This window comes from Pseudomonas sp. LS2P72 (genome assembly GCF_054897865.1).
In genome coordinates, this window is record NZ_CM142708.1 from 3,356,873 (window position 1) to 3,381,503 (window position 24,631).

The following is a 24,631-nucleotide window of genomic DNA, read 5'->3' on the forward strand; positions in this document are numbered from 1 at the left end:
TACAAGGCTTCGACTTTGCATGAACACCCGTCAAAAAACACGGCACCCAAAATGCGGCTCGAATCCGAACGCAGGCTTCGCCAGCTGCGACCGAGCCCGTTCAAGGGCGGCCTGAAGAATGTGCAGGTGCGTTGTTCACCTGCAGCCTGGACGGGTGCGGCTATTGGTTTGCATATTCTATTGGGGAATAAGTAAATCAATATATATTCCTTTTAATGTTGTTCTGGGTGGTTCATTTTGGAGGCCTGCACATCCGTGCGGATGTATTCGACATCAGACAGGAAGCCTCATCATGACCATCAAAGCGATCAACGTCCGCAACCAGTTCAAGGGTGTCATCAAGGAAATTGTGACAGGCGAAGTGGTCTCCGAAATCGATGTGCAAACCGCCTCCGGCATCGTCACCTCGGTGATTACCACCCGTTCGGTGCGCGATCTTGAATTGAAAGTGGGGAGCGAGGTAATTGCCTTCGTCAAATCCACTGAAGTCTCGATCGCCAAGCTCTGAAATGGCCAAGACTTGGATCAGAGGGGCTGCGGGTGCGGCGTCAGCCTGACACCTGCTTCCAGTCGAGGGCGAAGCGCGCCAGGTATTTGCGCAGTCGGTCAGCATCATTGGGCTGTGCTTTGGCCTGGCGTGATACGCCAAACAGGCGTCGTCCGGCATCGGACAGGCTGTCTGCCTGTCGGCATACGTCGAGTACGGCTTTGAGTTGCAGGCGATCGAACAGGTCCATCTCGACGTTGTCACCTAGCAACCTGTTGAGTCCGTCGTCTGGCTGAGCCAGGCCCCAGGCATAGCGCAGGCGATCAATTTCCTCCTCGACCTGGGTTTCATCGATTCGCCCGCTGTCGGCCAATGTCGCCATGCGGGTGATGGAGGCCGACAGCTCTCGGAAGTTGCCCAGCCAGGCCGCTTCACTGGAGCTGGCGAATGCCAGATAGCGACGCCGCGCTTCGAGGTTGAAGCGTGCCATTTGCCCTTGTTCACGGGCGTGACGCTCGAGTTCGAAATCGATATTCGGCTCGATGTCTTCGCGCCGACCGGCCAGGCCGGGCAGGTCGAACGTCCACAGGTTGATCCGCGCATACAAATCTTCGCGAAACAGCCCTTCGGCCACGCGGCTACGCAGGTCGCGGTGGGTGCCGGCGATGATCAGGAAATCACTTTCCACTTCCTTGTCCGATCCCAGCGGAAAGAAGCGTTTCTCCTCAATGGCTTTGAGCAGCATCGCTTGTTCATCCGCGCCCAATTCACCAATTTCATCGAGAAACAGCATGCCTCCATCGGCCGCTCGCAACAGGCCGTCACGGGCGTTTTGCGCGCCGGTGAAAGCGCCCTTGATGTGGCCGAAGAGGGTCGACATAGCGCCGTCACCGCGCAACGTGGCGCAGTTCACTTCGACAAAGCGGCCCTGTATCTGATGGCGACTGCGCTTGAGTTCGTAGATGCGCCGGGCCAGAAAGGATTTGCCGGCGCCGGTCGGGCCGATCAACAGCATGGGCGCTCTTGAACGCACCGCCACGCGCTCGATCTGCTCGATGGAGCGGTTGAACGTAGCGTTTCGGGTGGCGATCCCGGACTTGAGGAAGGCCAGGCCTTCCAGGCGTTTATGGGCGAACCGCGTGGCGATGCGGTCATAGCGCGACAGGTCGAGGTCGATCAGGGCATGGGTGCCGATGGCGCGCTGTTGCTCTTCAAGCTGACGAGCGGGGGAGGTCTGGATCAGTCGCGCCGGCAGGTAGCGCGCTTCTGTGAGCAGAAACCAGCAAATCTGCGCCACGTGGGTCCCGGTCGTGATGTGGACCAGGTAGTCCTCGTGTTCGGTGTCGAAGCTGTAGGCCGTGGTGAAGTCGTGCAGCGCTGCGTACACCTCTTCGAAATCCCACGGGTTACGCAGTGGCATCGGATGCAGGTGTACTTCGGTTTCCGGCGAAACCTGGCGGATGTCTTCACGCACACGTTCCGCGAGGCTGACGTCTCGGGCGTCGACGCCGTGGATCAGCTCCAGTCGATGGATCAACACGTCCTGCTGCTGGCACAGGCCAACAGTCGGTCGCCAATGACCCCAGCGATTGGCGCCCTTGCCGACTCGGTCGAGGGTGGAACCGATAAAACCGATGGCGACCGTACGTTTGCCTGACATGTTTATACCAATGGATAAATAGCGATAGGCAAGGATAGATAATCATCTAGCGGTATGTCTCGATTTGGATCGATAAAATTTACCGTTATAAAATAAAATGCATATAAAACAACGACATATGAAGTTTATCGTTTCAAAAAACAAAACTGGCACGTCGACTGCAATACCTCCGGCAACGAACAAGACAACAAAGCGAGACGCCACGATGGCCAACATCAAGCTGTTCAACACCCAACAGGCAGCACTGCCGGGATGCGACTCGCTGAACGCGGCTCAAGCACCGGCTTATGCCTACACAGCCAAACATCAGCTGGCCCAACTGGCAGCGACCGGTTGCCTGAACCAGACCTTTTACGCTTCGGCCGAAAGCCAATTGGATAACGTGTTGCAACTCGTGACCGAGCTGGACAGCCACTACGTCGCCAAGGCTGCTCTATACGCTCGTAAAAAAGGTCACATGAAAGACATGCCGGCCTTGATGCTTGCCGCCCTGACTGCACAGCGCTCAGCGTGGGTACCGGCGCTGTTCGAACAGGTGGTGGACAGCGGCAAGATGCTGCGCAATTACGTACAGATTCTGCGCAGCGGAGTAACAGGGCGTAAGTCACTCGGTTCGCAGCCAAAACGGCTGGTACAAAACTGGTTGAATAACGCCAGTGAACGTCAACTGTTACAGGCGTCGATCGGTAACCAGCCATCGTTGGCGGATGTGGTGAAGATGGTTCACCCCAAACCCACCGAATCCTGGCGCGAGGCGTTTTTCGCCTGGTTGATCGGTAAACCGGTGGATGTGCAGGCACTGCCTGAACTGACGCGCTCGTTGCTGGCCTTTCGCAGCGGGGCCAGCCAGGAAGTGCCGCAGGTACCGTTCCAGTTGCTGGGCAACGAGACGCTGACCAAGGAGCAATGGGCAACTCAAGCCCGGAACATGGGCTGGCAGGCGCTGCGTATGAACCTCAACACCCTGGCGCGCCACGGTGCGTTTCAGGTGCCGGGTTGCGCCGAGTATGTGGCGGCACGTCTGGCGGATGCCGAAGCGGTGGCCAAGGCGCGGGTTTATCCCTATCAGTTGCTCGCGGCCTACCGAATGACCGGTGATGAGGTGCCGCAGGTGGTGCGAGAAGCGTTGCAGGATGCACTGGAAATGTCGTTGGCCAACGTGCCGGCGCTGCAAGGTTCGGTGATTGTTTGCCCGGATGTTTCGGGATCAATGCACAGTCCGGTGACCGGTTATCGTCAGGGCGCGACCACCGCAGTACGCTGTATTGATGTTGCGGCGCTGCTGGCCGCTGCCGTACTGCGCAAGCAGCCGGCCGCTCGGGTGATGCCGTTTGAAATGCAGGTGGTGGATATTCAGCTCAACCCTCGCGACAGCGTGATGAGCAATGCCGAGAAGTTGGCCGCCATCGGTGGCGGCGGGACAAGCTGTTCCGCGCCGCTGGAGAAACTGGCGAACACCAGGGCCAAGGTCGATACGCTGATCATGGTCTCGGACAACGAATCCTGGATGGACGCGCGGCGCCGTGGGGCAACCGAAACGATGCACCAATGGGAGCGGATCAAACAGATCAACCCGAAGGCGCGACTGGTGTGCATTGATATGCAACCCGGCTTTTGGACCCAGGCGCCAGACCGTGAAGACATTTTGAATGTCGGCGGTTTCAGCGACTCGGTGTTCGATGTGATCGCGCAGTTCACCGCCGGCCACTATGGCGCGCAGCATTGGGTAAAAGCGATTGAGGCCATGGAGCTTTGATCGGTCACACAGAGAATTGATTTTTTACCGGCGCTGAATGCCGATGGGACTACATCAACGACGTCTCATCAAACCCTTGTCAGCGCCTGTGAAAGGCACGAATGCCGAGTGGCTGTACATCCTAAGACCGGTTAACCCCGGAGCGCGGCAACGCGCAACAGTCACTCATTTTTGTCGTGCCACCTTTTTGGATTTGCCCGGTGAGTGCCGGAGAAACCACAGAACAACGCCGAACAATCGGCCAATAGAAAAGAATCGAAATCATGCAAGCACATACTTACCAACTGCTGGAAGTCGCCAACGGCAAACCGATCAAGCTCTGGACCGAAGGCGTCCCGGTAGAAAACGAAGCCAAACAACAATTGATGAACACCGCCAGGATGCCGTTCATCTTCAAGCATCTGGCCGTGATGCCTGACGTACACCTGGGCAAGGGCTCGACCATCGGCAGTGTGATTCCCACGGTCGGCGCGATCATTCCAGCCGCCGTCGGGGTAGATATCGGTTGCGGCATGATCGCCGCGTGCACGTCGCTGACTGCCAGCGATTTGCCGGACAACCTGCATGGCTTGCGTAGCGCGATCGAGAAAGCGGTGCCCCATGGCCGCACCGGGGGGCGCGGCGGTCGGGACAAGGGCGCCTGGGACAGCGTTCCGAATCAGGCGGACCGCGCCTGGGCGGCACTGGATTCGCGGTTCAAGGCGATCACCGGCAAGTACCCGAAACTTGCCAACACCAATAATCGTGGGCACTTGGGCACGCTGGGCAGCGGGAACCACTTCATCGAGGTGTGCCTGGATGAAACCAACCGGGTCTGGTTCATGCTGCACAGCGGTTCGCGTGGCGTTGGCAACGCCATCGGCAACCTGTTCATTCAAATGGCTCAGGCAGACATGCGTCAGCACCTCGCCAATCTGCCGGACCGTGACCTGGCTTACTTTGAAGAGGGCAGCCGGCACTTCGATGACTACGTCGAAGCGGTCGGCTGGGCCCAGGACTTCGCCAGGCAGAACCGTGCATTGATGATGCAAGCGGTGATTCAGGCGACACGAAAAGTGATCAGCAAGCCCTTTGAGGTGGCGCTGGAGGCGGTGAACTGCCACCACAACTACGTGCAGAAAGAGCGGCATTTTGGTGAGGATATTCTGGTCACCCGCAAAGGCGCGGTATCGGCCAGGAAGGGCGAGTTGGGGATTATTCCAGGATCGATGGGCGCCAAAAGCTTCATCGTCCGCGGGCTGGGTAACGAGGATTCATTCTGCTCCTGCAGCCACGGCGCCGGCCGCACCATGAGTCGTACCAAAGCGAAAAGCCTGTTTACCGTCGAAGATCAGATCCGTGCCACCGCCCATGTGGAGTGCCGCAAGGATGCTGCCGTCATCGATGAAATTCCGATGGCCTACAAGGACATCGACCACGTCATGCACGCCCAGCGCGAGTTGGTGGAAGTGCTGCACACCTTGCGTCAGGTGGTGTGCGTAAAAGGATAGAGAAAATGGAATGTCACGATCATCACCCCCTGGCACCCGAGATGCGCGCCAGGGTTCTGCAGGAGCTGGAACGCATAGAACGCGAGCGTAACGTCACCGTACTTTACGCCTGCGAATCCGGCAGTCGGGCCTGGGGTTTCGCCTCGACCGACAGCGATTACGACGTACGTTTTGTGTATGTGGAAAAGCCCGACTGGTTCGTTCAGGTTGATGCCGCGCGGGATGTGATCGAGCGTCCGCTGGACGATGAACTCGATGTCAGCGGCTGGGAGTTGCGCAAGACCTTGGGGTTGTTGCGCAAATCCAACCCGACCTTGCTGGAGTGGCTGGATTCACCGCTGGTGTATCGCAGCGAATCTGCTGCGACCTTGCGTCTGCGTGCGTTGGCCGAAGCGTTCTACAGTCCGCCGGCCGCACGTAACCATTACCTGTCGATGGCGAAGAAGAACTTTCGTGGCTATCTGCAAGGCGACAGCGTTCGCTTCAAAAAGTACTTCTACGTGCTACGGCCGTTGCTGGCCGTGCGCTGGATCGATCAAGGTCTGGGTCGCCCGCCGATGACGTTCGCCGATCTGCTGAACACCGTAGATGACTCGTCGTTGCTGGATGAAGTCGCAGAACTGCTGGTGCTCAAACGCAACGCCGATGAAAGCGCATACGGCCCACGGCGCCACGCATTGCACGCGTTCATCGCCGCGGAATTGGAGCGTGCCGTACCCAAACTGCCGCGCACTCAGGAAAACTCGCGATTGCTGGACGACTACTTGAGAGAGACCGTCAAGCACTACGCCTAAGGATGAAGATGAAGCAGGAAGTGATTGAACTGGACGGCGCCATTGGCGGTGGTCAGGTGTTGCGCAGCGCTTTAAGCCTGTCGATGGTGACCGGTCGCGCGCTGCAGATTAAAAACATTCGAGCCAAACGTAGCCGACCCGGATTGCTGCGTCAGCACCTGACCGCCGTACTGGCGGCGGCTCAGGTTTGTGGTGCGCAGGTGCAGGGCGCCGAGTTGGGCTCGCAACGCGTGTCCTTCGAGCCGGGGCCGATTCGCGGCGGGGATTTCAGCTTTGCTATTGGCACCGCTGGAAGCTGCACGCTGGTGCTGCAGGCGCTGTTGCCAGCCTTGTTGTTGGCGCCTGAAGCCAGTCGCGTGCACATATCGGGTGGCACTCATAATTCGATGGCGCCGCCCACTGACTTTCTGCAACTGGCCTGGTTGCCACAACTGCGGCGCATGGGCGCCAGGGTTGAATTGCAGCTGGTGCGCCATGGGTTTATGCCGACGGGGGGCGGTGAGGTCGAGGCGTTTATTCAGCCGTCGACCCTGACTCCGTTGCACCTGCTGGAGCGTGGTGCCTTGCTCTCGAAACGCGCTTGTGCGCTGATCGCGGGCATTGCGCCGAATGTGGCTGAACGTGAACTGAGTCAGGTCGCCAAACGGTTAGGCATGGCGCAAGACGAATTGCAGTGCGTCGTCCTCGATCAGGACCGTGGCCCCGGTAACGTCCTGCTGCTGGAATATGCTTTTGAGCACGTCACTGAAGTGTTCAGCGCATTTGGTCAAGCGGCCCTTCGCGCAGAAAAGGTCGCCGATGGGGCGATCAATCAGGCGGCGGACTGGCTCAATAGCGAAGCAGTCGTGGCCGAACACCTTGCCGATCAATTGCTCTTGCCCATGGCGCTGGCGGGCGGGGGAAGCTTCACCACACCGCGAATGACTGAGCATCTGCAAAGCAATATCGCGGTGATTGAACGCTTCCTGCCGATGACAATCGATTACCTGGAAGATGGACCCGACAGGATCAAGGTTGAGTGCAAGCGCTCGACCCACTGATCGCGATGCCTTCGGCTACTTTACCGGCGGTTCCGGTGCGGCCGAATCAATACCTGAGTCTAGTGACGGTCTTCTATTCCTTTGGTACGCGGTTACGATTACCTGGTGCGCTTCATGACCTGCAGCATTCGGCTGTTGCTGCAATGAGTTGTGCATTAACACAGTTGTTTGAAAGTAGAGACTATTTCGCGAGAATGGGAATTGATACCATTAGTTGCAATTCCTCCCCGCTGTTGATGTGGCCGGTATCTTCTCAAAGGTTTTAATGTTCATGCGTCGAACTCTCGTTTCTCTGTGTGTGATGCAAGCTATCTCTCAGTCCGCCTGGGCTGAACAATCACCCACGGATCTCGCCTCGTTAGAGTTACAAGCGATCGATATCAATGGAGTATTCGAGGAGCAGGCCCAAGGGCCGGTCCAGGGGTATCGAGCGACCCGTTCGGCCAGTGCGACGCGTACCGACACTTCGATTCACGAAACACCACAATCCATCAGCGTGGTGACAAAGGATGTCGTCGAGGACATCAGTGCCACTCGATTGCAGGACGCCCTCGACTACGCTGGCGGGGTGGGGCGGGCCAACAATTTTGGTGGACAGGGGCTGACCACCTTTACCGTACGTGGCTTTACCACCGGTGAGTTTTATCGCAACGGGCTCCCGATCAACCGTGGCTATCCGAACATGCCGGATGCGAACACCATCGAGCGGCTCGAAGTGCTACGAGGGCCCGCGACCATGCTGTATGGCCGCGGCGATCCGGGTGGCACCTTCAACGTGATCTCCAAGCAGCCGCTGGCCGAGCCCACTGTGACCCTGGGCAGCCAACTCGATGACCAGGGCATGCAGCGTGGCACCCTGGATGCTTCCGGCCCGCTCGACGAAGAAGGCCGCCTGGCCTATCGCCTGAACGTGGTGGGCGAGGGCGGCGACACCTTCCGCGATCATGTCGAAACCGAGCGCTACGGCGTCACGCCGGTGCTTGCCTGGCAAGTCAACGACGACACCAGAGTAGTTTTCGAAGGCGACTTCATGCGCAACAACCACCCACTCGATCGCGGCCTGACGCGCTATCCAAACCAGATCGGCACGGCCTCCCGCGACACCTTCTTCGGCGAAAAAGACGTTGGCAAACTGCACAACGACAACAACATGGCGCAGCTGCGTTTCGAACACGTGCTCGACGATAACTGGACGCTGGGCGGTGGATTCCAATGGCTCGACGGCACACTGCAGGGAAATGCCGTCGAGGCCAACGGTGTCGCGGCTGACGGGCGCACCCTGGGCCGCAACTTCAACTATCGCAAGCTGGAGTGGACGGACAAGGACACCCAGCTCAACCTCACCGGGCATTTCAACGCGGGCGGTTTCGAACACACCTTGCTGACCGGCGTCGAGTACGAAGATTACGACTACCAGTCGATCATCCAGCGCTCCAGCGGGGCGGTGAGTGCCTACCCGATCGATATCTTCGACCCGGTGTATGGCCAGCCGCGTCCAGCCTTGACCCGCACCCCGACCAACGACAAGGAAAACCTCAAGACCTACGCCGCGTTCATCCAGGATCAGGTCGCCTTGACCGAGCGCTTGCGCGTCCTGGCCGGGGCCCGTTTCGAACGCTTCGAGCATGACTACGAAACCTTCGTGCCGGGCGGCAGAAGCTGGCAGGCCAGCGACAATGCCGTGACCCCGCGCATAGGGGTGACCTACGACCTCAGCGACACAGTGGCGATTTATGCCGATACGGCGCGCTCGTTCAAGCCCAATACCGGTGCCAGTCGCGAGGGCGGCGGTTTTGATCCGGAAAAGGGTAAATCCTATGAGCTGGGTATCAAGTGGCAAGCGCTGGACAGCCAGTTGAGTGTCGATGCGGCGATTTACCAGATCGAAAAGCGCAATGTGCTCACCACCGATCCCGTGGACTCGACTTTCAGCGTGGCGGCAGGCGAGGTACGCAGCCGTGGCTTTGACTTGAACATCGCCGGCAACCTGACCCCGCAATGGCGCGTGATCGGCGGCTACGCCTATGTCGATGCCGAAGTGACGAAAGACAACGTCATCAAATCCGGCACCCGGCTAATGAATATTCCGCAGAACAGCTTCAGCCTGCTCAACGTCTACGAGTTCCAGGATGGCGCACTCAAGGGGCTGGGTCTGGGCACCGGGCTCAAATACGTCGATGAGCGCGCAGGGCAGACGGCCAATACGTCGTTTTCAATGGGCAGCTACACCGTTGTCGATCTGCTGAGTTACTACAAGGTCAACGACAGGATCAGGCTCAATCTGGATGTGAAAAATCTGACGGACGAAGATTACGAGGAAGGGGCATTCGGCAATGTCTACGCCTATCCAGGGGCGCCTAGAACCGTGCAGGTGGGAATTTCATACACCTTGTAGGAAGAGTCTTCCCAAGGCGCGAAAGACGCATTTTTTTGACCCTGAGGTATTACGAACGCTCCGCACGCCGTCGCAGCTGCCGGCATCGGAAGTCGCCAGGCTGAAGAAACAGGCCTGATCCCTCGACCATTACATGAGTGTCTGATATGACCCCATCTTCAGGATTGGCAGGGCAGGCGACAACTGCCTCCCCTGCGCTTGCAACCAGTGCCGTCAAGGCCAACACCCGCATGCTGGCGATCGACGCCCTGCGCGGTTTCGTCATGCTGTTGATGCTGATCGACCATGTGCGCGAAACCTTTCTGCTGCACCGTCAGGTCACCGACCCGATCGATGCGTTGAGCGTCACGCCGGACCTGTATTTCACCCGCATGCTCAGCGAGATCTGCGCCCCGGCGTTCATCTTCCTCACCGGTTTGTCGGCCTGGCTCTACAGCCAGAAACACACGGCGAAAGAAACCTCGGTGTTCCTGCTCAAGCGCGGGTTGTTCCTGGTGTTTCTCGAAGTCACCTTCGTGTGCTTTGCCTGGAACGCCGAGTTCCCGCCCAAGACCCTGTGGCTGCAGGTGATCTGGTGCATAGGCATCTGCATGATCGTGCTCGCTGGTTTGCTGCACTTCAAACGCAGTTGGCTGATCGTGCTCGGCGTGGCCATTGTCGCCGGGCACAACCTGCTCGATGGCGTGACCGTGGGGCCGGAGTCGCCGTTCTTTGTGCCGTGGTCGATCCTGCATCAGCGGGTGTTCATCGACATCACCGAATTCACCCGGGCCCGCACCACGTACCCGGTATTGCCCTGGATTGGCGTGATCTTGCTGGGGTGGGGAATCGGGCCGTGGTTCGGCAAGGACATGGACCCGGCCGAGCGTATTTCCCGCCTGCTCAAACTGGGCGTCGGCCTGCTGGTGGCGTTCGTGTTCATTCGCTACCTGAACGTCTACGGCGAGAAACCCTGGGTGCAGACCGGTGACTCGTTGCGCACCTTCATGAGTTTCATGAGCGCCACGAAGTACCCGCCCTCGCTGATGTTCCTGATGCCGACGATTGGCCTTTCGCTGATCCTGCTGGCGCTGTTCGAGAAGCTGCAGGATCGCTGGTCCACCGCGACCCTGGCGATTTACGGCGGGGCGCCGATGTTCTTCTATTTGCTGCACTTGTACGTACTCAAAGCCATGTACCTGGTGGCGGTCGCGATCTGGGGCGCCAATCAGGGGGCCTACTATGGCTTCGACAACCTGCCCACGGTGTGGCTGTGGAGTCTGGTCCTCGGGGTGCTGCTGTTCTTTCCGACGCGCTGGTTCGCCAACCTCAAACAGCGGCGGCGCGATATCGCGATCCTCAAATACCTCTGAGGTGTGCACTTTTATAAGGCCGCGCAACACGCCTCTGCACTATGCGAAGGCAAATATCGGCCGTTCATGGGCACCCGTGGTCAACGTTTACTGGCGCAAGGACTGCCAATGGCCGACTGGCACAAAGTCTGCAAGACACTGTTCAGGTCCACTGTGAATGCAGTCGAGTGGACAGCCCCCTCGGTCAACGACGATCGATTGACCGAACAGGTCGCGGGCAACATCGGTGGATCCGGCATAGATGCCTGACTTAGCACCGTAAATGAACAGGCAAAGACGCCTGGAACCGTAAGGTTTCAGGCGTTTTTTTTTGCTTTTTGAACAGCTATCGACGGGTGTCTCTTATGAATTCCAATGTTGCCACTTTGAACAAGCTGCAAACGCTGATCGTGATCGGCAATGGCATGGTCGGACATCATTGTGTCGAACAGCTGATCGAACGCGGTGCCCTTGATCAGTATCGGCTGCACGTGTTCAGCGAGGAGCCGATGCGTGCCTACGACCGTGTGCACCTTTCCGAGTACTTCTCCGGCCGTGATGCCGAATCACTGGCCCTCGGCGAAGCCTCGCTGTACCAGACCCCGGGCGTCACCCTGCATCTGGGGGTGCCGGTCCTGGAAATCGACCGCGCACGCCGTCAGGTGATCACCGCGCAAGGGTGCATTTCTTACGACAAATTGGTGCTGGCCACCGGGTCCTATCCGTTTGTGCCGCCAATCGAAGGCGCCGAGGGCGATTCGCGCCTCGTGTATCGCACCCTTGAAGACCTCGACGCCATTCGTGCCGCGGCAAGCAACGCCCGACGCGGTGTGGTGGTCGGCGGTGGTTTGCTCGGTCTGGAAGCCGCCAACGCCCTGAAAACCCTGGGGCTGGAAGCTCATGTGGTGGAATTCGCCCCGCGCCTGATGCCGGTGCAACTGGACGAGTACGGTGGCCTGGCGCTCAAGGCGCAGATCGAACGACTCGGCGTCGGTGTGCACCTGTCGCGCGGCACGCAATCGATCAGCGCAGGCGAGGAGTACCGCTATCGGATGAACTTCGCCAACGACGAATTCCTTGAAACCGACCTGATCGTGTTTTCCGCCGGTATCCGTGCGCAAGACGCACTGGCCCGCCAATGCTTGCTGGAAGTCGGCCCGCGCGGCGGCGTTGTAATTGACGATCAATGTCAGAGCAGCGATCCGAACATCTACGCCATCGGCGAATGTGCCGCGTGGAACGGCAGCATTTTTGGCCTGGTCGCCCCGGGCTACCAAATGGCGCGCGGTGTTGCCGCATTGCTGTGCAACGAAACCGCCGAGCCGTTCATGGGCGCGGACATGTCGACCAAGCTCAAACTGCTGGGCGTCGATGTCGGCTCCATCGGCGACGCCCACGGCAGCACGCCGGGCGCGCGCAGTTATCAGTTCATCGACGAAACCACGGCCAGCTATCGTCGCCTGGTGGTGGACGCGACCGGCAAGCACGTACTCGGTGCGGTGCTGGTCGGTGACAACAGCTATTACGACACGCTGCTGCAATACATGCAGAACGCGATTGCGCTGCCGGCGGAACCCGCCAGCCTGATTCTGCCGTCGTCCGAAGGCGCGCCGACCCTGGGCCCAGGCGCGTTGCCCGAAGCGGCCACAGTGTGCTCGTGCCACAACGTCACCAAGGGTTCCATTTGCTCGGCCATCGACGGTGGCTGCACCGACCTCGGCCTGCTCAAATCGCAGACCAAAGCCTGCACCGGTTGCGGCGGTTGTGCCGGGCTGCTCAAGCAGGTTTTCGAGCATGAGTTGATCGCCCGTGGCGTCAGCGTCGACAAGAGCCTGTGCGAGCACTTTGCCTATACCCGTCAGGAGCTTTATGCGCTGGTGCGGGTAGAAGGGGTGATCACCTTCGAAGAACTGCTGGCCAAGCATGGCCGTGGTCACACCGGTTGCGACGTGTGCAAACCGGCGGTGGGCTCGATCCTCGCGTCGTGCTGGAACCAGCCGATCATGGACGCCTCGCTGGTGCCGTTGCAGGACACCAACGACACCTTCATGGCCAACATGCAGAAAAACGGCACCTATTCGGTGGTGCCGCGCATCCCCGGTGGTGAGATCACCGCCGACAAACTGATCGCGATTGGTGTGGTAGCGAAGAAATACGACCTCTACACCAAAATCACCGGTGGCCAGCGTATCGACCTGTTTGGCGCGCAGTTGCATGAACTGCCGGACATCTGGGCCGAGCTCATTGAAGCCGGTTTCGAAACCGGGCACGCCTACGGCAAGTCAACCCGTACGGTGAAGTCTTGCGTCGGCAGCACCTGGTGTCGTTATGGCGTGCAAGACAGCGTGCAAATGGCCCTGACTATCGAGGACCGCTACAAAGGTCTGCGCTCGCCGCACAAGCTCAAATTCGCGGTGTCCGGTTGCACCCGTGAATGCGCCGAGGCCCAGAGCAAAGACGTTGGCGTGATCGCCACCGAGAAAGGCTGGAACCTTTACATCGCCGGCAACGGCGGCATGCGCCCGCGCCATGCCGAGCTGTTCGCCACCGACCTCGACGATGAAACCCTGATCCGCTACATCGACCGCTTCCTGATGTTCTACATCCGCACCGCCGACAAATTGCAGCGTACGTCGGTGTGGCGCGAAAGCCTGGAGGGCGGCCTCGATTACCTCAAGGACGTGATCATCAACGACAGCCTCGGGCTGGGTGAAGAGCTCGAATCGCAGATGCAACTGGTGGTCAATCGCTATGAATGCGAGTGGGCCAACGCCCTCAAAGACCCGGAAAAACTCAAGCGCTTCCGTACCTTCGTCAACGATAAACGCCCGGACCCGGACATCCACTTTGTCCAGGAACGCGGCCAGCGGCGCCCGATCATGGCCGCGGAACTCAACCTTATCCCTGTTACCGAGGAGATTGTCTGATGAGCCAGTCCAATACCCAACGCACCGATTCCCTGGAAAACCCCGAGGCCTGGCAAACGGTGTGCGAGCAACAGGACCTGGTCAGCAACTCCGGCGTCGTCGTCTGGCTCGACGGCGCACAAGTGGCGCTGTTCTACCTGCCGAACGCCGAGGGTCGGACCCTCTACGCCATCGACAACCATGACCCGCAATCCGGGGCGAATGTCATCGGTCGTGGGTTGGTCGGCAGCATCAAGGGTGATCTGGTGGTTGCATCGCCGATCTACAAACAGCATTTCCGCCTTGAGGACGGCAGTTGCCTGGAGTACCCGCAACAGCGTCTGCGTGTCTGGCCCGTGCGGTTGAACAGCGGCGTGGTGGAAGTCGGGGTAGCTTGAGCCTGTCCAACAGCATCGCGTATCCGCATCGGAGGCATTTATGAAAACAGCCGCACAATTGCTGAAACTAAAGGTCGTGCAAAACCGTCAGGTGCACAGCATCGCGCCCGATGAGATGGTCCTTGAAGCGCTGAGGATCATGGCCGAAAAGAACGTGGGCGCGCTTCCGGTGATCGAGGCCGGGCAGGTGGTCGGCGTGATCAGTGAGCGCGACTATGCGCGCAAGGTCGTTTTGCAGGGGCGCTCTTCGGTGGGTACGCCGGTGCGCGACATCATGAGCACGCCGGTGGTGACTGCTGACAGTCAGCAGAGTATTGAGCGTTGCATGGCGGTCATGACTGACAGCCATCTGCGTCATCTGCCGGTGATGGAGGGGGGCGAACTGATGGGGCTGTTATCGATTGGGGATTTGGTCAAGGAAGCTATCGTTGAGCAGGCGGATTTGATTCGGCAGCTGGAGCATTACATTCGCGGGCATTGAATGGGCCCGCCGCCATCGGCCATCCATGGGCCGGGGGCGCCTACCGCAGCATCCTTGCCGCGGTGCCCACTGCGCAGAACCAGCGCTCGGCCTTCCGACGGGGCAGATCAAGATCAGAAGCAAGATCAAAAGCCCGGCGTTGTACCTGTGGGAGCGAGCCTGCTCGCGAGGCGGACTTACATTCAACATTGATGTCGACTGACAGGGCCTCATCGCGAGCAGGTTCGCTCCCACAGGGGAAATGCGTAGGCTTGAAGAGACAGGCCGGCCGGTAGGCCGCCTCGCTTTTGCGGTGCACCGCCCCCTCGAGAGGCCGAGTGGAGGTTCTGCGCAGTGGGCAACCCGGCAGGGATGGCGGCGGGCCCACGGAGCAGGACCGGAGCGAGGGCATGCCGAGCCTAGGCGAGGCACCGAACGACAGGCGCATGAGCGCTTTGGTTACTTTGGGGCTTTTCCAAAGTGACCCGCCGTAAGGGCGGAACCCTAAGCAGCCATCACCGCAGAAACGGATATGCACACGGTTTTGCGGCTTTCTTGATCGGTATCAACCGCATAACCAGGCAGCCTCTGTAGTCTCCAGACACCGACAGCCAGTGCGCTCCCCCCCAATGTTCGCCATAGCGCGGGTTGCCTTGACCCAAGGCGAAAACACCATGATCTATCCGCTGATTCTGACCTTGCACCTGTTTGCCGCGCTGATCTTCATCGGCACGGTGTTCTTCGAAGTCCTGTTCCTGGAAGGCATCCGCAAACAGCTACCCGCCAAGGTGATGTTGCTGGTGGAGCAGGGCATCGGTCGACGAGCCCGCTCGCTGATGCCGTGGGTGCTGCTGGTGTTGTTCGGTGCGGGGCTGGGCATGGTCTGGTTGCGCTACTTGCCAGCCCTGGCTTCACCACTGTCCTCATCGTTCGGCACATTGCTGGCGTTGAAAATCGCAGTGGCCGTGAGCGTATTGCTGCATTTCCTCGGTGCCATGTTGTTGTTCAAAAGTGGCCGGATGAGCCCGCGATACCTGCACTTCATCCATGGCAGCCTGTTCTGCCACATGGTCGTTATCGTGCTGCTGGCCAAGGGCATGTTTTACCTGACGTGGTAATCGGGGCAGACCGGTGGTCCGTTGCGCGGACACTTTGCTTGCGCTTGACGCAAATCAAGGAGCATTGATGGTTAAACCCGGAGACTGTAAATCCGCAGCCAGTCTCGGAGACCGTCATGCTCGATTTACTTCACAACCCTGGCGAGTTAATCGCCCGGTGCGATCAAGGCGTGCTTGACCCTAACTGTCATGCCGACACGCAAAAATTTCATGACGGTATTGGCTCTCTGGACCTGCTCCGTGCGCTGCGCGTCAGCCGCCAGAAGTGCCGTCCGCTGTCCCTGAACGTGCAACTGCCTTCCAGCCTTAAACCGTCGTCCTGTGCCACGCGCGATAGCGCCGGCGAGCACAACGGTATCGAGCAGTACCTTCAGCACCTGGAGCAGGAAATCGACCTCGTCGGTTGTCACCTGGGTGCGGAGCAACGGGTCGAGCAGTTTCATCTGGGTGGCGGAACACCCATGCCTGCCCATCTGGAGCGGCTGATGAGTCATCTGCGTGGCCGGTTCAATTTTCTCGAACATGAAGGCGGTGACTACAGCGTCGAGGTAGACCTTCACCATACCGACTGGTCGACCATGGGGTTGTTGCGCAATCAGGGATTCAATCACGTCAGCATCGGCGTGCCGGATATCGACGCCGACTGTGACAGGTCGGTGGCCTGCTACCAGAACCCGGCGCCGATCCAGTCGCTCATGGATGCCGCGCGCACCTTTGGTTTTCGATCCATCAACGTTGATCTGGGCTTTGGCCATGCCTGGCAGACGCCAGACAGTTTTGCGCTGAAGCTGGCGAGCATTATCGAGCTGGAGCCGGACCGGCTGATGGTGTTCGATTATGCTCGGCCACCACGGCGCTATCGGCCGGTGCTCGGCGACAAAATCAGAGCACTGTGCAGCCAGGACGATAAAGGCGCGATGCGCCAGATCTGCTTTGATCAACTGCTTGGCGCGGGTTATCACTACATCGGTCTGGGGCAGTTTGTCCGGCCTGATGATGATCTGGCGGTTGCCCAGGAGCGCGGCCGGTTGCGCCGTACCTGCGAGGGTTTCTCCCGTCACGGCTATTGCGATCATGTCGGGTTCGGTTTGGGTGCGATCAGCCAGATCGACGATTTGTACACGCAAAATACCGACGAGATTGAACGCTATCAGCAGCAACTGGACAGGGGGCAATTGCCGACGTGTCGAGGCTGGCGCTTCGAGGCGGGGGATCAGATCCGGCAAATGGTCATGGAGCGTCTGGCCTGTGATCAGGAACTGGATATCCGCGCTATCGAGAGGCGCTACGGACTGGTTTTTTCCAAGTACTTCTCCGCCGTCTGGCCGTTGCTGGAGCAACTGAGTCGGAACGGGTTGATTGAATTGTCAGACCGTTTCATCAGCATCCTTCCCGCCGGCCGGCCGGAAGTGGATGCCATCTGCAACCTGTTTGAAAAGGATTTGGGCGGTGCAAAGCATTAATCCCATTTGCGAGTTGATCGATCATGAACACGACATTTGATTTCAATCGCGCCCTGGTCGAAAAGTACGACCGCCCGGGGCCGCGTTATACCTCTTACCCCACGGCGCCGCAGTTTCACCAGGCGTTTGCCGTTGACGACTATCAGCGTGCCGCCCGTGACAGCAATCAGGTGGCCGCGCCGAAACCGTTGTCGGTGTACATCCACATCCCGTTCTGCAAAAGCCTTTGTTACTACTGCGCCTGCAACAAAATCATTACCCAGAAAACCCATCGCGCCGTCGAGTACCTGAAGTACCTCAAGCGTGAAATCGCGATGCAGGCGGCCTTGTTCGACAACACGCGCAAACTCACTCAGTTGCACCTGGGGGGCGGCACGCCGACCTATTTGACCAGCGAGCAACTGGCGGACCTGATGGACTGCCTGCACCAGGCGTTCAACATGGATGACAGCGATGACCATGAGTTCTCCATCGAGGTCGACCCGCGAACCATCAGCACCGAGCAGATTCAGTCGTTGCGTCAGTTGGGCTTCAATCGCCTGAGTTTTGGCGTGCAGGATTTCGACCCCGACGTGCAGGCAGCGGTCAATCGCCAGCAAAGTGAAGAGCAGATTTATGCGCTGGTCGCGGCAGCGCGCGAGGCGCAATTCAAGTCGATCAGCGTTGACCTTATCTACGGCCTGCCCCTGCAAACCGTGCAGAGTTTCGACGTCACCCTGAGCAAGATCATCGCGCTGCGTCCGGACCGGATTGCCGCCTACAGCTACGCGCATCTACCGGAGATGGTCCGCGCGCAACGGCTGATTCGCCCCGCCGACATGCCGCCACCGGAGCGCAAGCTGGAATTGCTCGAGCTGACCATCCGCCGTCTGACCGAGGCCGGTTATGTCTATATCGGCATGGACCATTTCGCCTTGCCGGAGGACGAACTGGCGCTGGCCCGGGCCAATGGCACGTTGCAGCGTAATTTTCAGGGCTATTCCACCCATGCCGACTGCGATTTGATCGGTCTTGGGGTGTCGTCAATCGGCAAGGTCGGCGACAGCTACAGCCAGAGCGTCAAGGAGCTTTCGCAGTACTACGCGCGTATCGATCAGGGGTTGCTGCCGGTGCATCGCGGTTACCGCTTGAACGCCGACGACCTGCTGCGCCGCGAGGTGATCAGCGACCTGATGTGCCACGGCCGTATCGCGTTCGACAAGTATGAGGCGCGGCATGGCATTCGCTTCACCGAGTACTTTGCCGAGGCGCTGGCGCAGCTGGGCGAGCATGTGCGCGATGGATTGCTGCAGATTCACCGCGACGAACTGGTGCTGCTGCCACAAGGGCATTTGATGATGCGCAGTGCCGCAATGGCGTTTGACGCTTATCTGGGTGGTGAGCAAAAAGGCCAGTTTTCACGCACGGTCTGAGAGGCAAAACACGCTCTTTGTAGCAGCTGGCGAAGCCTGCGTTCGGCTGCGGAGCAGTCGTAAAACCTGACGGCACGGTGTTCCTAATGCACCGCATTGTTTGATTTCACGACTGCTGCGCAGCCGAACGCAGGCTTCGCCAGCTGCTATGTATGGACTCGCCCCCACTGTCTACCCGCTTTTAAAAAAACTGCCGCCCCGTTGCATCTATGTATTAGGCCTACTCGAGGAAGCCGTCGTCGGCTTCTGGCCAAAATTGGAAGAGCTCGTGGCATGCCGATTACAGTCAGGCCTCGAAGGCCACTAGCAGCTTAGGCATCTATCCACGCCGGTCTTACCAGGGGTCAATGTTTTTTCAGCAACAGGTTGGTCAGTAGGTACCTCGGTGGCAGAACTCGGTGGATCAGTGGCTCATCGTCGCTTGCTGGCCGTCGGCGGGCTGGCGACGATAAGTCTGGTCATTCTGTAACAGCACCCAGACGATGCGCAGGTTGCGATTGGCCAACCTGACCGCCGCGTCCTTGCGGCCCAATCGGCTCATCCAGCGCAACAAACGGCGGTCGTCGGGCTGTTGGGAATCAGGTCGCAACTGCTGCAATACCGCGTGGGCACCCTGGATCATCAGGCTGCGCAAATAGCTATCGCCTCGCTTGGTCATGTCCCCCAGTTGAATCGTCTTCCCGCTGCTGTGCTGATCAGGGACCATGCCGAAGTACGCGGCGAACATGCGAGCATCGGCAAAGCGCTCCGGCTTGGTTTCCTTGGCCACCAGCGCCGTAGCGGTGATGGGGCCGATACCGCGCACGGTCATCAACCGTTTGGCTGTATTGTCGGCGTTCGCGGCCACTTCCAGGCGTCCCGTCAGGACGTTGATGCGCTCGCCCAAATGGCGCCACTCGGCCAGCAGTTCGTCGATCAGCTCGCGCAACAGGGCAGGCACCGGCTGGGTGGCATCCTCCAATATCCGCGGGATTCTCTGGCTGATCGCGACGTCGCCCTGTGCCAGCGCAATCCCGTGCTCCAGCAGCAGGCCGCGCATCTGATTACTCACGGCGGTGCGGCGACGCACGTAACCTTGACGAGCGCGATGCAGTGCCTGCATGGCCAGCGCTGCGACACTTTTGACCGGCACTGCGCAGATCTTTTCGTCGCGACCGGCACGCAGGATTGCCAGCGCATCGTTACGATCATTTTTAGGGCCGCTGCGATGCTTGGCCACCAGACCGGCAGGAAGGATCCGCGCCAGGTTGCCTTGATCCTGCAGCTGCCGGGCCCAAGCTTGAGCGCCCGGGCCGGTCTCCATCAGGACCACGACATGAGGCGGCAGCTGGCGGAGAAACTCATAGAACGCCTCGCGCGACTTGATCCGCTGCTCATAATGCACCTTGCCGAGGGCGTCTTCGCCGGCGAGCTGGAAAACATGCTTGGCCAGGTCGACCGCCACGGTAGTGCAGGCCGATAAATCGGCAGAAGACAAGGATTGATCAATCGAAGTATGCTTTTTCATGGACTCGCCCTCGCTGTCGTTGGCTGTTTAGACTGCCACCGTGGCGCATTGACGCCTCGGCGTGGGCGAGTCCATTCAATTACAAGGTTTGCGTTGCGGCTGAAATGGTTTAGCTGATCGGCATTACCCGGGAACCGGTCTTCCGGGGCTAATTTCTTAAGTTGATTTCAATCAAGGGCAGGGGGCGCAACGCTCCCTAACATGACCGAAAGCCCTTTCGAAATCAGCGAACCCATGACAATCCATCAGCCTTCGATACACGGCAACCTGCGCGCCTGGGGCGTCGGGCTGGTGGTCCTGCTGATGCTGATGCTCGCCACCTTCGAAGGAGCGCAGGCCAAGCAATACGGCGACATCGAGCAGCAGCGCATCGAGAAAACCTTCCCTCAGACCGATTCCGTGTCCGCCCCCGAAGGCCGGTTCAAGGTGCGCACGCTGTCCGCCGCCGGCAAGGTGCTCGGCTACGTGTTCCAGAGCCTGGACGTGGTGGATATTCCGGCGTACTCGGGCAAACCGATCAACACCCAAGTGATTCTCGACACGACCGGCATGATTCAGGATGCCTATGTGCTGGAGCACCACGAGCCGATTCTGTTGATTGGCATTCCTGAGGCAAAACTTCACGGCTTCAGCGCGAAATACAAAGGGATCCAAGTCAGTCAGCGGGTCGTCGTCGGCCATTCCAGTGACCCGAACGCAGTCACTGTCGATGCCATTGCTGGCGCAACCGTCACCGCGATGGTGGTCAATGAGGTCGTCATGCGTGCCGCCCACGAGGTGGCCGTATCGCTCAAGCTGATCGAAGACTCGGGCGGTGTGACACGCAAGCCCGCCACCGTGCGCCAGGACTTTTTCGAGCCCGCCACCTGGGAACAACTGACCGGCAACGGCGCCATCCGCCGCTTGAACCTGACCCGTGGCCAAGTCGACGCCGCCTTCAAGGGCACTGATGCCGAAGGCGTCGATAACGCCAGCGCCGATCAGGTTGATGAGACCTTTATCGAGCTCTACACCGCCGACCTGAATCCGCCGACCATTGGCCGCGCGCTATTGGGCGACAATCAATATCGCTTCCTCATGCAAGACCTCAAGCCCGGCGAGCAGGCTATCGCGGTGCTGGGTCGTGGGCTGTTTTCCTATAAGGGCTCGGGGTACGTGCGCGGCGGGATCTTCGATCGGGTGCAATTGCGTCAGTTCGGCAATGTCATTAGCTTTCGCGACATGGACCATCAGCGGCTCTCGGATGTGTTTGCCAAAGGCATGCCGGAATTCACTGAGATGTCGATTTTCATTGTGCGCGAACCGGCGAAGTTCGATCCGGGATCGCCCTGGTCCCTGGAATTGCTGGTACGTCGCCAGACCGGCCCGGTCAGCGGCACGTTCAGCAGCTTCGAACTGGCCTATCAATTGCCCGAGCCCTACCTTGAGCGCCCACTGCCCAGCGCCGAAGAACTGGCCGCCCTCGAGGAAGCCAGTCGGCCAATGTGGTTGAACATCTGGTACCAGAAACACTTCCAGATCGCCGTACTCGGAACCGCGTTGCTGCTGCTGACGGCGATCCTGTTCCTGCAAGACACGTTCACCCGCCGGCCGCATTTTCTGCACTGGCTGCGCCGCGGTTACCTGGTCTTTACCGTGGTGTTTATCGGCTGGTACGCGCTGGGACAGTTGTCAGTGGTCAATGTCCTGACCTTCGCCCATGCGCTGTTCGATCATTTTCGCTGGGAGCTGTTTCTCACCGATCCGCTGATCTTCATGCTCTGGGTCTTCGCCGCCGCGAGCATTCTGCTGTGGGGCCGCGGCGTGTTCTGCGGCTGGCTGTGCCCGTTTGGTGCCTTGCAAGAGCTGATCAATGAGGCCGCACGCAAGCTGAAAATCCCTCAATACGAATTGCCCTTCGCGGTCCATGAGCGCTTGTGGCCGATCAAATACATCATTTTGCTGCTGCTGTTCGGCATCTCCCTGGAGTCGATGTCCACCGCCGAACTGTTCGCCGAGGTGGAACCGTTCAAGACCGCCATCACCCTCAGGTTCGACCGCCAGTGGTGGTTCGTGCTCTACGCGGTGGCGCTGCTGGTCATCAACATTTTCACGCGCAAAGTCTATTGCCGCTACATCTGCCCGTTGGGTGCGGCGCTGGCGATTCCGAGCAAATTTCGCCTGTTCGACTGGCTCAAACGCCGCAAGGACTGCGGCACACCCTGCCAACTGTGCGCCAAGGAATGCGAGATCCAGGCGATTCATCCCGATGGCCGGATCAATGCCAACGAGTGCCACTACTGCCTCGATTGCCAGATGACTTACCAGAACGACAACAAATGCCCGCCGCTGATCAACAAGCGCAAGAAGCGCGGCAAAGCGGCACCCGTCGGTGTGCAACTGATACCTGTCGTGGAAGTGACCGCTCTGGAATGAACCCCGCGAGCGCCTGTCCGCAGTGACCGTTTTTATCCCTTCAAGGAAAACACCTGATGAACGACACAGAATCCAAAAAAACCACTGAAGTGCCGGAACCGTCCGGCCTCAGTCGTCGCGGTTTCCTGGGCACCAGCGCGGTGACCGGCGCGGTACTGGCTGGCGCCACGGCCCTTGGTGGCGCAGTGTTCACCCGTGAGAGCTGGGCGGCTGCGGCCAAGGACGCGCAATCGAAAACCCACGTCGGGCCGGGCGAGCTGGACGAATACTACGGTTTCTGGAGCGGCGGACATCAGGGCGAAGTGCGGATCATGGGCATTCCGTCGATGCGCGAGTTGCTGCGTGTTCCGGTGTTCAACGTCGACTCCGCCACCGGTTGGGGCCTGACCAACGAAAGCAAACGGATCATGGGTGACAGCGCGCATTTCCAGAATGGCGACTGCCACCACCCGCATTTGTCGATGACCGACGGCAAGTACGACGGCAAATACCTGTTCATCAACGACAAGGCCAACAGCCGCGTTGCGCGTATCCGTCTGGACATCATGAAGTGCGACAAGATGCTCACCGTGCCCAATGTGCAGGCGGTTCACGGGCTGCGCCTGCAAAAAGTGCCGCACACCAAATACGTGTTCGCCAATGCCGAATTCGTGATTCCGCATCCCAATGACGGCAGCACCTTCGACCTGCAAGACAAGAACAGCTACACGATGTTCAACGCCATCGATGCCGAGAAAATGGAGATGTCCTTCCAGGTCATCGTCGACGGCAACCTGGACAACACCGACGCCGACTACACCGGCAAGTATGCCGCTTCGACCTGCTACAACTCGGAGAAGGCCTACGACCTGGGCGGCATGATGCGCAACGAACGCGACTGGGTGGTGGTGTTCAACATCCCGCGCATCGAAGCGGCGATCAAGGCCGGCAAGTTCATCACCCTCGACGGCTCGCAAGTGCCGGTGGTCGACGGTCGTAAAACCGATGGCAAGGACAGCGCGTTCACCCGTTACATCCCGGTGCCGAAGAACCCCCACGGCCTCAATACCTCGCCCGATGGCAAGTACTTCATCGCCAACGGCAAGCTCTCGCCGACCTGTACGATCATTGCCATCGCCAAGCTCGATGATCTGTTCGACGACAAATTCAAGGACCCGCGCGACGTGGTGGTCGGTGAGCCGGAGCTGGGTCTGGGTCCGCTGCACACCACCTACGACGGCCGCGGCAATGCCTACACCACGCTGTTTATCGACAGCCAGGTGGTGAAGTGGAACGTCGAGGAGGCGATTCGCGCGTACACCGGCGAGAAGGTCAACTACATCAAGCAGAAACTCGATGTGCAGTATCAGCCGGGCCACAACCATGCCTCGCTGACAGAAACCAGCGAGGCCGACGGCAAGTGGCTGATGGTCCTGAGCAAGTTTTCCAAGGACCGCTTCCTGCCGACCGGCCCGTTGCACCCGGAAAACGATCAGTTGATCGATATCTCCGGCGAGGAAATGAAACTGGTGCACGACGGCCCGGCCTTCGCCGAACCCCACGATTGCATCATGGCCCGCCGCGACCAGATCAAGACCAAGAAGATCTGGGACCGCAACGACCCGTTTTTTGCCGAAACCGTGGTCATCGCTGCGAAGGACGGGATCAAGCTGGAGACCGACAACAAGGTCATCCGCGACGGTAACAAAGTCCGCGTCTACATGACCTCGATGGCCCCGGCCTACGGCCTGCCGGAATTCACCGTCAAGCAGGGCAACGAGGTCACGGTGACCATCACCAACATCGACCAGATTGAAGACGTGACCCACGGCTTCGTGATGACCAACCATGGCGTGAGCATGGAGATCAGCCCGCAGCAGACCGCATCGATCACCTTCATCGCCGACAAGGCCGGCCTGCATTGGTACTACTGCAGCTGGTTCTGCCATGCGCTGCACATGGAAATGGTCGGCCGCATGAAGGTCGAGAAGGCCTGACCGTTGCCCATCGACAGGAGCCA

18 protein-coding genes are annotated in these 24,631 nt (G+C 59.3%); 16 read left to right on the forward strand and 2 right to left on the reverse strand.

Features of this window, described 5'->3' with window-relative positions:
• Positions 1 to 292 precede the first annotated feature (292 nt).
• Positions 293 to 508 (forward strand): TOBE domain-containing protein, encoded by a 216-nt coding sequence (locus ACYZUA_RS15460; protein WP_008145745.1) that lies wholly within the window; start codon positions 293 to 295, stop codon positions 506 to 508.
• Between the two features lie 40 nt (positions 509 to 548).
• Here ACYZUA_RS15460 and rtcR read toward each other — a convergent pair whose 3' ends face one another.
• Positions 549 to 2,147, reverse strand: coding sequence for an RNA repair transcriptional activator RtcR (rtcR, locus tag ACYZUA_RS15465; protein WP_461959544.1), 1,599 nt, complete (start codon positions 2,145 to 2,147; stop codon positions 549 to 551).
• Between the two features lie 205 nt (positions 2,148 to 2,352).
• Here rtcR and ACYZUA_RS15470 point away from each other — a divergent pair, with 205 nt between their 5' ends.
• From ACYZUA_RS15470 to hemN, 13 genes are all read left to right on the forward strand, one after another.
• Positions 2,353 to 3,903, forward strand: coding sequence for an RNA-binding protein (locus tag ACYZUA_RS15470; protein WP_461959545.1), 1,551 nt, complete (start codon positions 2,353 to 2,355; stop codon positions 3,901 to 3,903).
• A gap of 263 nt (positions 3,904 to 4,166) precedes the next feature.
• Positions 4,167 to 5,393 (forward strand): RtcB family protein, encoded by a 1,227-nt coding sequence (locus ACYZUA_RS15475; RefSeq protein WP_461959546.1) that lies wholly within the window; start codon positions 4,167 to 4,169, stop codon positions 5,391 to 5,393.
• Between the two features lie 5 nt (positions 5,394 to 5,398).
• Positions 5,399 to 6,187, forward strand: a complete 789-nt coding sequence (locus ACYZUA_RS15480) for a nucleotidyltransferase domain-containing protein (protein ID WP_461959547.1) — start codon at positions 5,399 to 5,401, stop codon at positions 6,185 to 6,187.
• Positions 6,188 to 6,195: 8 nt separating this feature from the next.
• Positions 6,196 to 7,227 carry an RNA 3'-terminal phosphate cyclase gene (gene rtcA / locus ACYZUA_RS15485; protein ID WP_461959548.1) on the forward strand — a complete coding sequence of 344 codons (1,032 nt, stop codon included), beginning with the start codon at positions 6,196 to 6,198 and terminating at the stop codon, positions 7,225 to 7,227.
• Between the two features lie 271 nt (positions 7,228 to 7,498).
• Positions 7,499 to 9,622: a TonB-dependent siderophore receptor gene (locus tag ACYZUA_RS15490; protein WP_461959549.1), complete on the forward strand. Its 2,124-nt coding sequence runs from the start codon at positions 7,499 to 7,501 to the stop codon at positions 9,620 to 9,622.
• Between the two features lie 146 nt (positions 9,623 to 9,768).
• Positions 9,769 to 10,974, forward strand: coding sequence for a DUF1624 domain-containing protein (locus ACYZUA_RS15495; protein ID WP_461959550.1), 1,206 nt, complete (start codon positions 9,769 to 9,771; stop codon positions 10,972 to 10,974).
• A 108-nt stretch (positions 10,975 to 11,082) separates the two neighbouring features.
• A complete protein-coding gene (locus ACYZUA_RS15500; protein WP_461959551.1) occupies positions 11,083 to 11,223 on the forward strand; it encodes a hypothetical protein in 141 nt (46 codons plus the stop codon).
• A 95-nt stretch (positions 11,224 to 11,318) separates the two neighbouring features.
• Entirely contained in the window at positions 11,319 to 13,880 is a 2,562-nt protein-coding gene (nirB, locus tag ACYZUA_RS15505) for a nitrite reductase large subunit NirB (RefSeq protein WP_461959552.1), read from the forward strand.
• Complete coding sequence (gene nirD / locus ACYZUA_RS15510) at positions 13,880 to 14,257, forward strand: nitrite reductase small subunit NirD (RefSeq protein ID WP_461959553.1); 378 nt, start codon at positions 13,880 to 13,882, stop codon at positions 14,255 to 14,257. The genes nirB and nirD overlap by 1 nt, the downstream gene beginning before the upstream one ends.
• Positions 14,258 to 14,297: 40 nt before the next feature.
• Positions 14,298 to 14,738 (forward strand): CBS domain-containing protein, encoded by a 441-nt coding sequence (locus ACYZUA_RS15515; protein ID WP_461959554.1) that lies wholly within the window; start codon positions 14,298 to 14,300, stop codon positions 14,736 to 14,738.
• A gap of 653 nt (positions 14,739 to 15,391) precedes the next feature.
• Positions 15,392 to 15,835 (forward strand): CopD family copper resistance protein, encoded by a 444-nt coding sequence (locus ACYZUA_RS15520; RefSeq protein ID WP_461959555.1) that lies wholly within the window; start codon positions 15,392 to 15,394, stop codon positions 15,833 to 15,835.
• Between the two features lie 116 nt (positions 15,836 to 15,951).
• Positions 15,952 to 17,298 carry an oxygen-independent coproporphyrinogen III oxidase gene (locus ACYZUA_RS15525; protein ID WP_461959556.1) on the forward strand — a complete coding sequence of 449 codons (1,347 nt, stop codon included), beginning with the start codon at positions 15,952 to 15,954 and terminating at the stop codon, positions 17,296 to 17,298.
• Positions 17,299 to 17,321: 23 nt separating this feature from the next.
• Positions 17,322 to 18,710 carry an oxygen-independent coproporphyrinogen III oxidase gene (gene hemN, locus ACYZUA_RS15530; RefSeq protein ID WP_461959557.1) on the forward strand — a complete coding sequence of 463 codons (1,389 nt, stop codon included), beginning with the start codon at positions 17,322 to 17,324 and terminating at the stop codon, positions 18,708 to 18,710.
• A gap of 403 nt (positions 18,711 to 19,113) precedes the next feature.
• Here hemN and ACYZUA_RS15535 read toward each other — a convergent pair whose 3' ends face one another.
• The gene (locus tag ACYZUA_RS15535; RefSeq protein ID WP_461959558.1) at positions 19,114 to 20,217 is read right to left on the reverse strand and encodes an IS110 family RNA-guided transposase; all 1,104 of its coding nucleotides are present in this window, start codon (positions 20,215 to 20,217) and stop codon (positions 19,114 to 19,116) included.
• 201 nt (positions 20,218 to 20,418) lie between these two features.
• Between ACYZUA_RS15535 and nosR the strand changes: the two genes are divergently transcribed.
• Both nosR and nosZ read left to right on the forward strand, forming a co-directional pair.
• Positions 20,419 to 22,632 (forward strand): transcriptional regulator NosR, encoded by a 2,214-nt coding sequence (gene nosR / locus ACYZUA_RS15540; protein ID WP_461959559.1) that lies wholly within the window; start codon positions 20,419 to 20,421, stop codon positions 22,630 to 22,632.
• A 53-nt stretch (positions 22,633 to 22,685) separates the two neighbouring features.
• A complete protein-coding gene (gene nosZ / locus ACYZUA_RS15545; protein WP_461963996.1) occupies positions 22,686 to 24,608 on the forward strand; it encodes a TAT-dependent nitrous-oxide reductase in 1,923 nt (640 codons plus the stop codon).
• Positions 24,609 to 24,631 lie beyond the last annotated feature (23 nt).

Excerpts from the sequence above, each read along its gene's own strand:
- ACYZUA_RS15460 (WP_008145745.1), top strand. The coding sequence starts at position 293 with ATGACCATCAAAGCGATCAACGTCCGCAACCAGTTCAAGGGTGTCATC.
- rtcR (WP_461959544.1), bottom strand. The coding sequence starts at position 2,147 with ATGTCAGGCAAACGTACGGTCGCCATCGGTTTTATCGGTTCCACCCTC.
- ACYZUA_RS15470 (WP_461959545.1), top strand. The coding sequence starts at position 2,353 with ATGGCCAACATCAAGCTGTTCAACACCCAACAGGCAGCACTGCCGGGA.
- ACYZUA_RS15475 (WP_461959546.1), top strand. The coding sequence starts at position 4,167 with ATGCAAGCACATACTTACCAACTGCTGGAAGTCGCCAACGGCAAACCG.
- ACYZUA_RS15480 (WP_461959547.1), top strand. The coding sequence starts at position 5,399 with ATGGAATGTCACGATCATCACCCCCTGGCACCCGAGATGCGCGCCAGG.
- rtcA (WP_461959548.1), top strand. The coding sequence starts at position 6,196 with ATGAAGCAGGAAGTGATTGAACTGGACGGCGCCATTGGCGGTGGTCAG.
- ACYZUA_RS15490 (WP_461959549.1), top strand. The coding sequence starts at position 7,499 with ATGCGTCGAACTCTCGTTTCTCTGTGTGTGATGCAAGCTATCTCTCAG.
- ACYZUA_RS15495 (WP_461959550.1), top strand. The coding sequence starts at position 9,769 with ATGACCCCATCTTCAGGATTGGCAGGGCAGGCGACAACTGCCTCCCCT.
- ACYZUA_RS15500 (WP_461959551.1), top strand. The coding sequence starts at position 11,083 with ATGGCCGACTGGCACAAAGTCTGCAAGACACTGTTCAGGTCCACTGTG.
- nirB (WP_461959552.1), top strand. The coding sequence starts at position 11,319 with ATGAATTCCAATGTTGCCACTTTGAACAAGCTGCAAACGCTGATCGTG.
- nirD (WP_461959553.1), top strand. The coding sequence starts at position 13,880 with ATGAGCCAGTCCAATACCCAACGCACCGATTCCCTGGAAAACCCCGAG.
- ACYZUA_RS15515 (WP_461959554.1), top strand. The coding sequence starts at position 14,298 with ATGAAAACAGCCGCACAATTGCTGAAACTAAAGGTCGTGCAAAACCGT.
- ACYZUA_RS15520 (WP_461959555.1), top strand. The coding sequence starts at position 15,392 with ATGATCTATCCGCTGATTCTGACCTTGCACCTGTTTGCCGCGCTGATC.
- ACYZUA_RS15525 (WP_461959556.1), top strand. The coding sequence starts at position 15,952 with ATGCTCGATTTACTTCACAACCCTGGCGAGTTAATCGCCCGGTGCGAT.
- hemN (WP_461959557.1), top strand. The coding sequence starts at position 17,322 with ATGAACACGACATTTGATTTCAATCGCGCCCTGGTCGAAAAGTACGAC.
- ACYZUA_RS15535 (WP_461959558.1), bottom strand. The coding sequence starts at position 20,217 with ATGAAAAAGCATACTTCGATTGATCAATCCTTGTCTTCTGCCGATTTA.
- nosR (WP_461959559.1), top strand. The coding sequence starts at position 20,419 with ATGACCGAAAGCCCTTTCGAAATCAGCGAACCCATGACAATCCATCAG.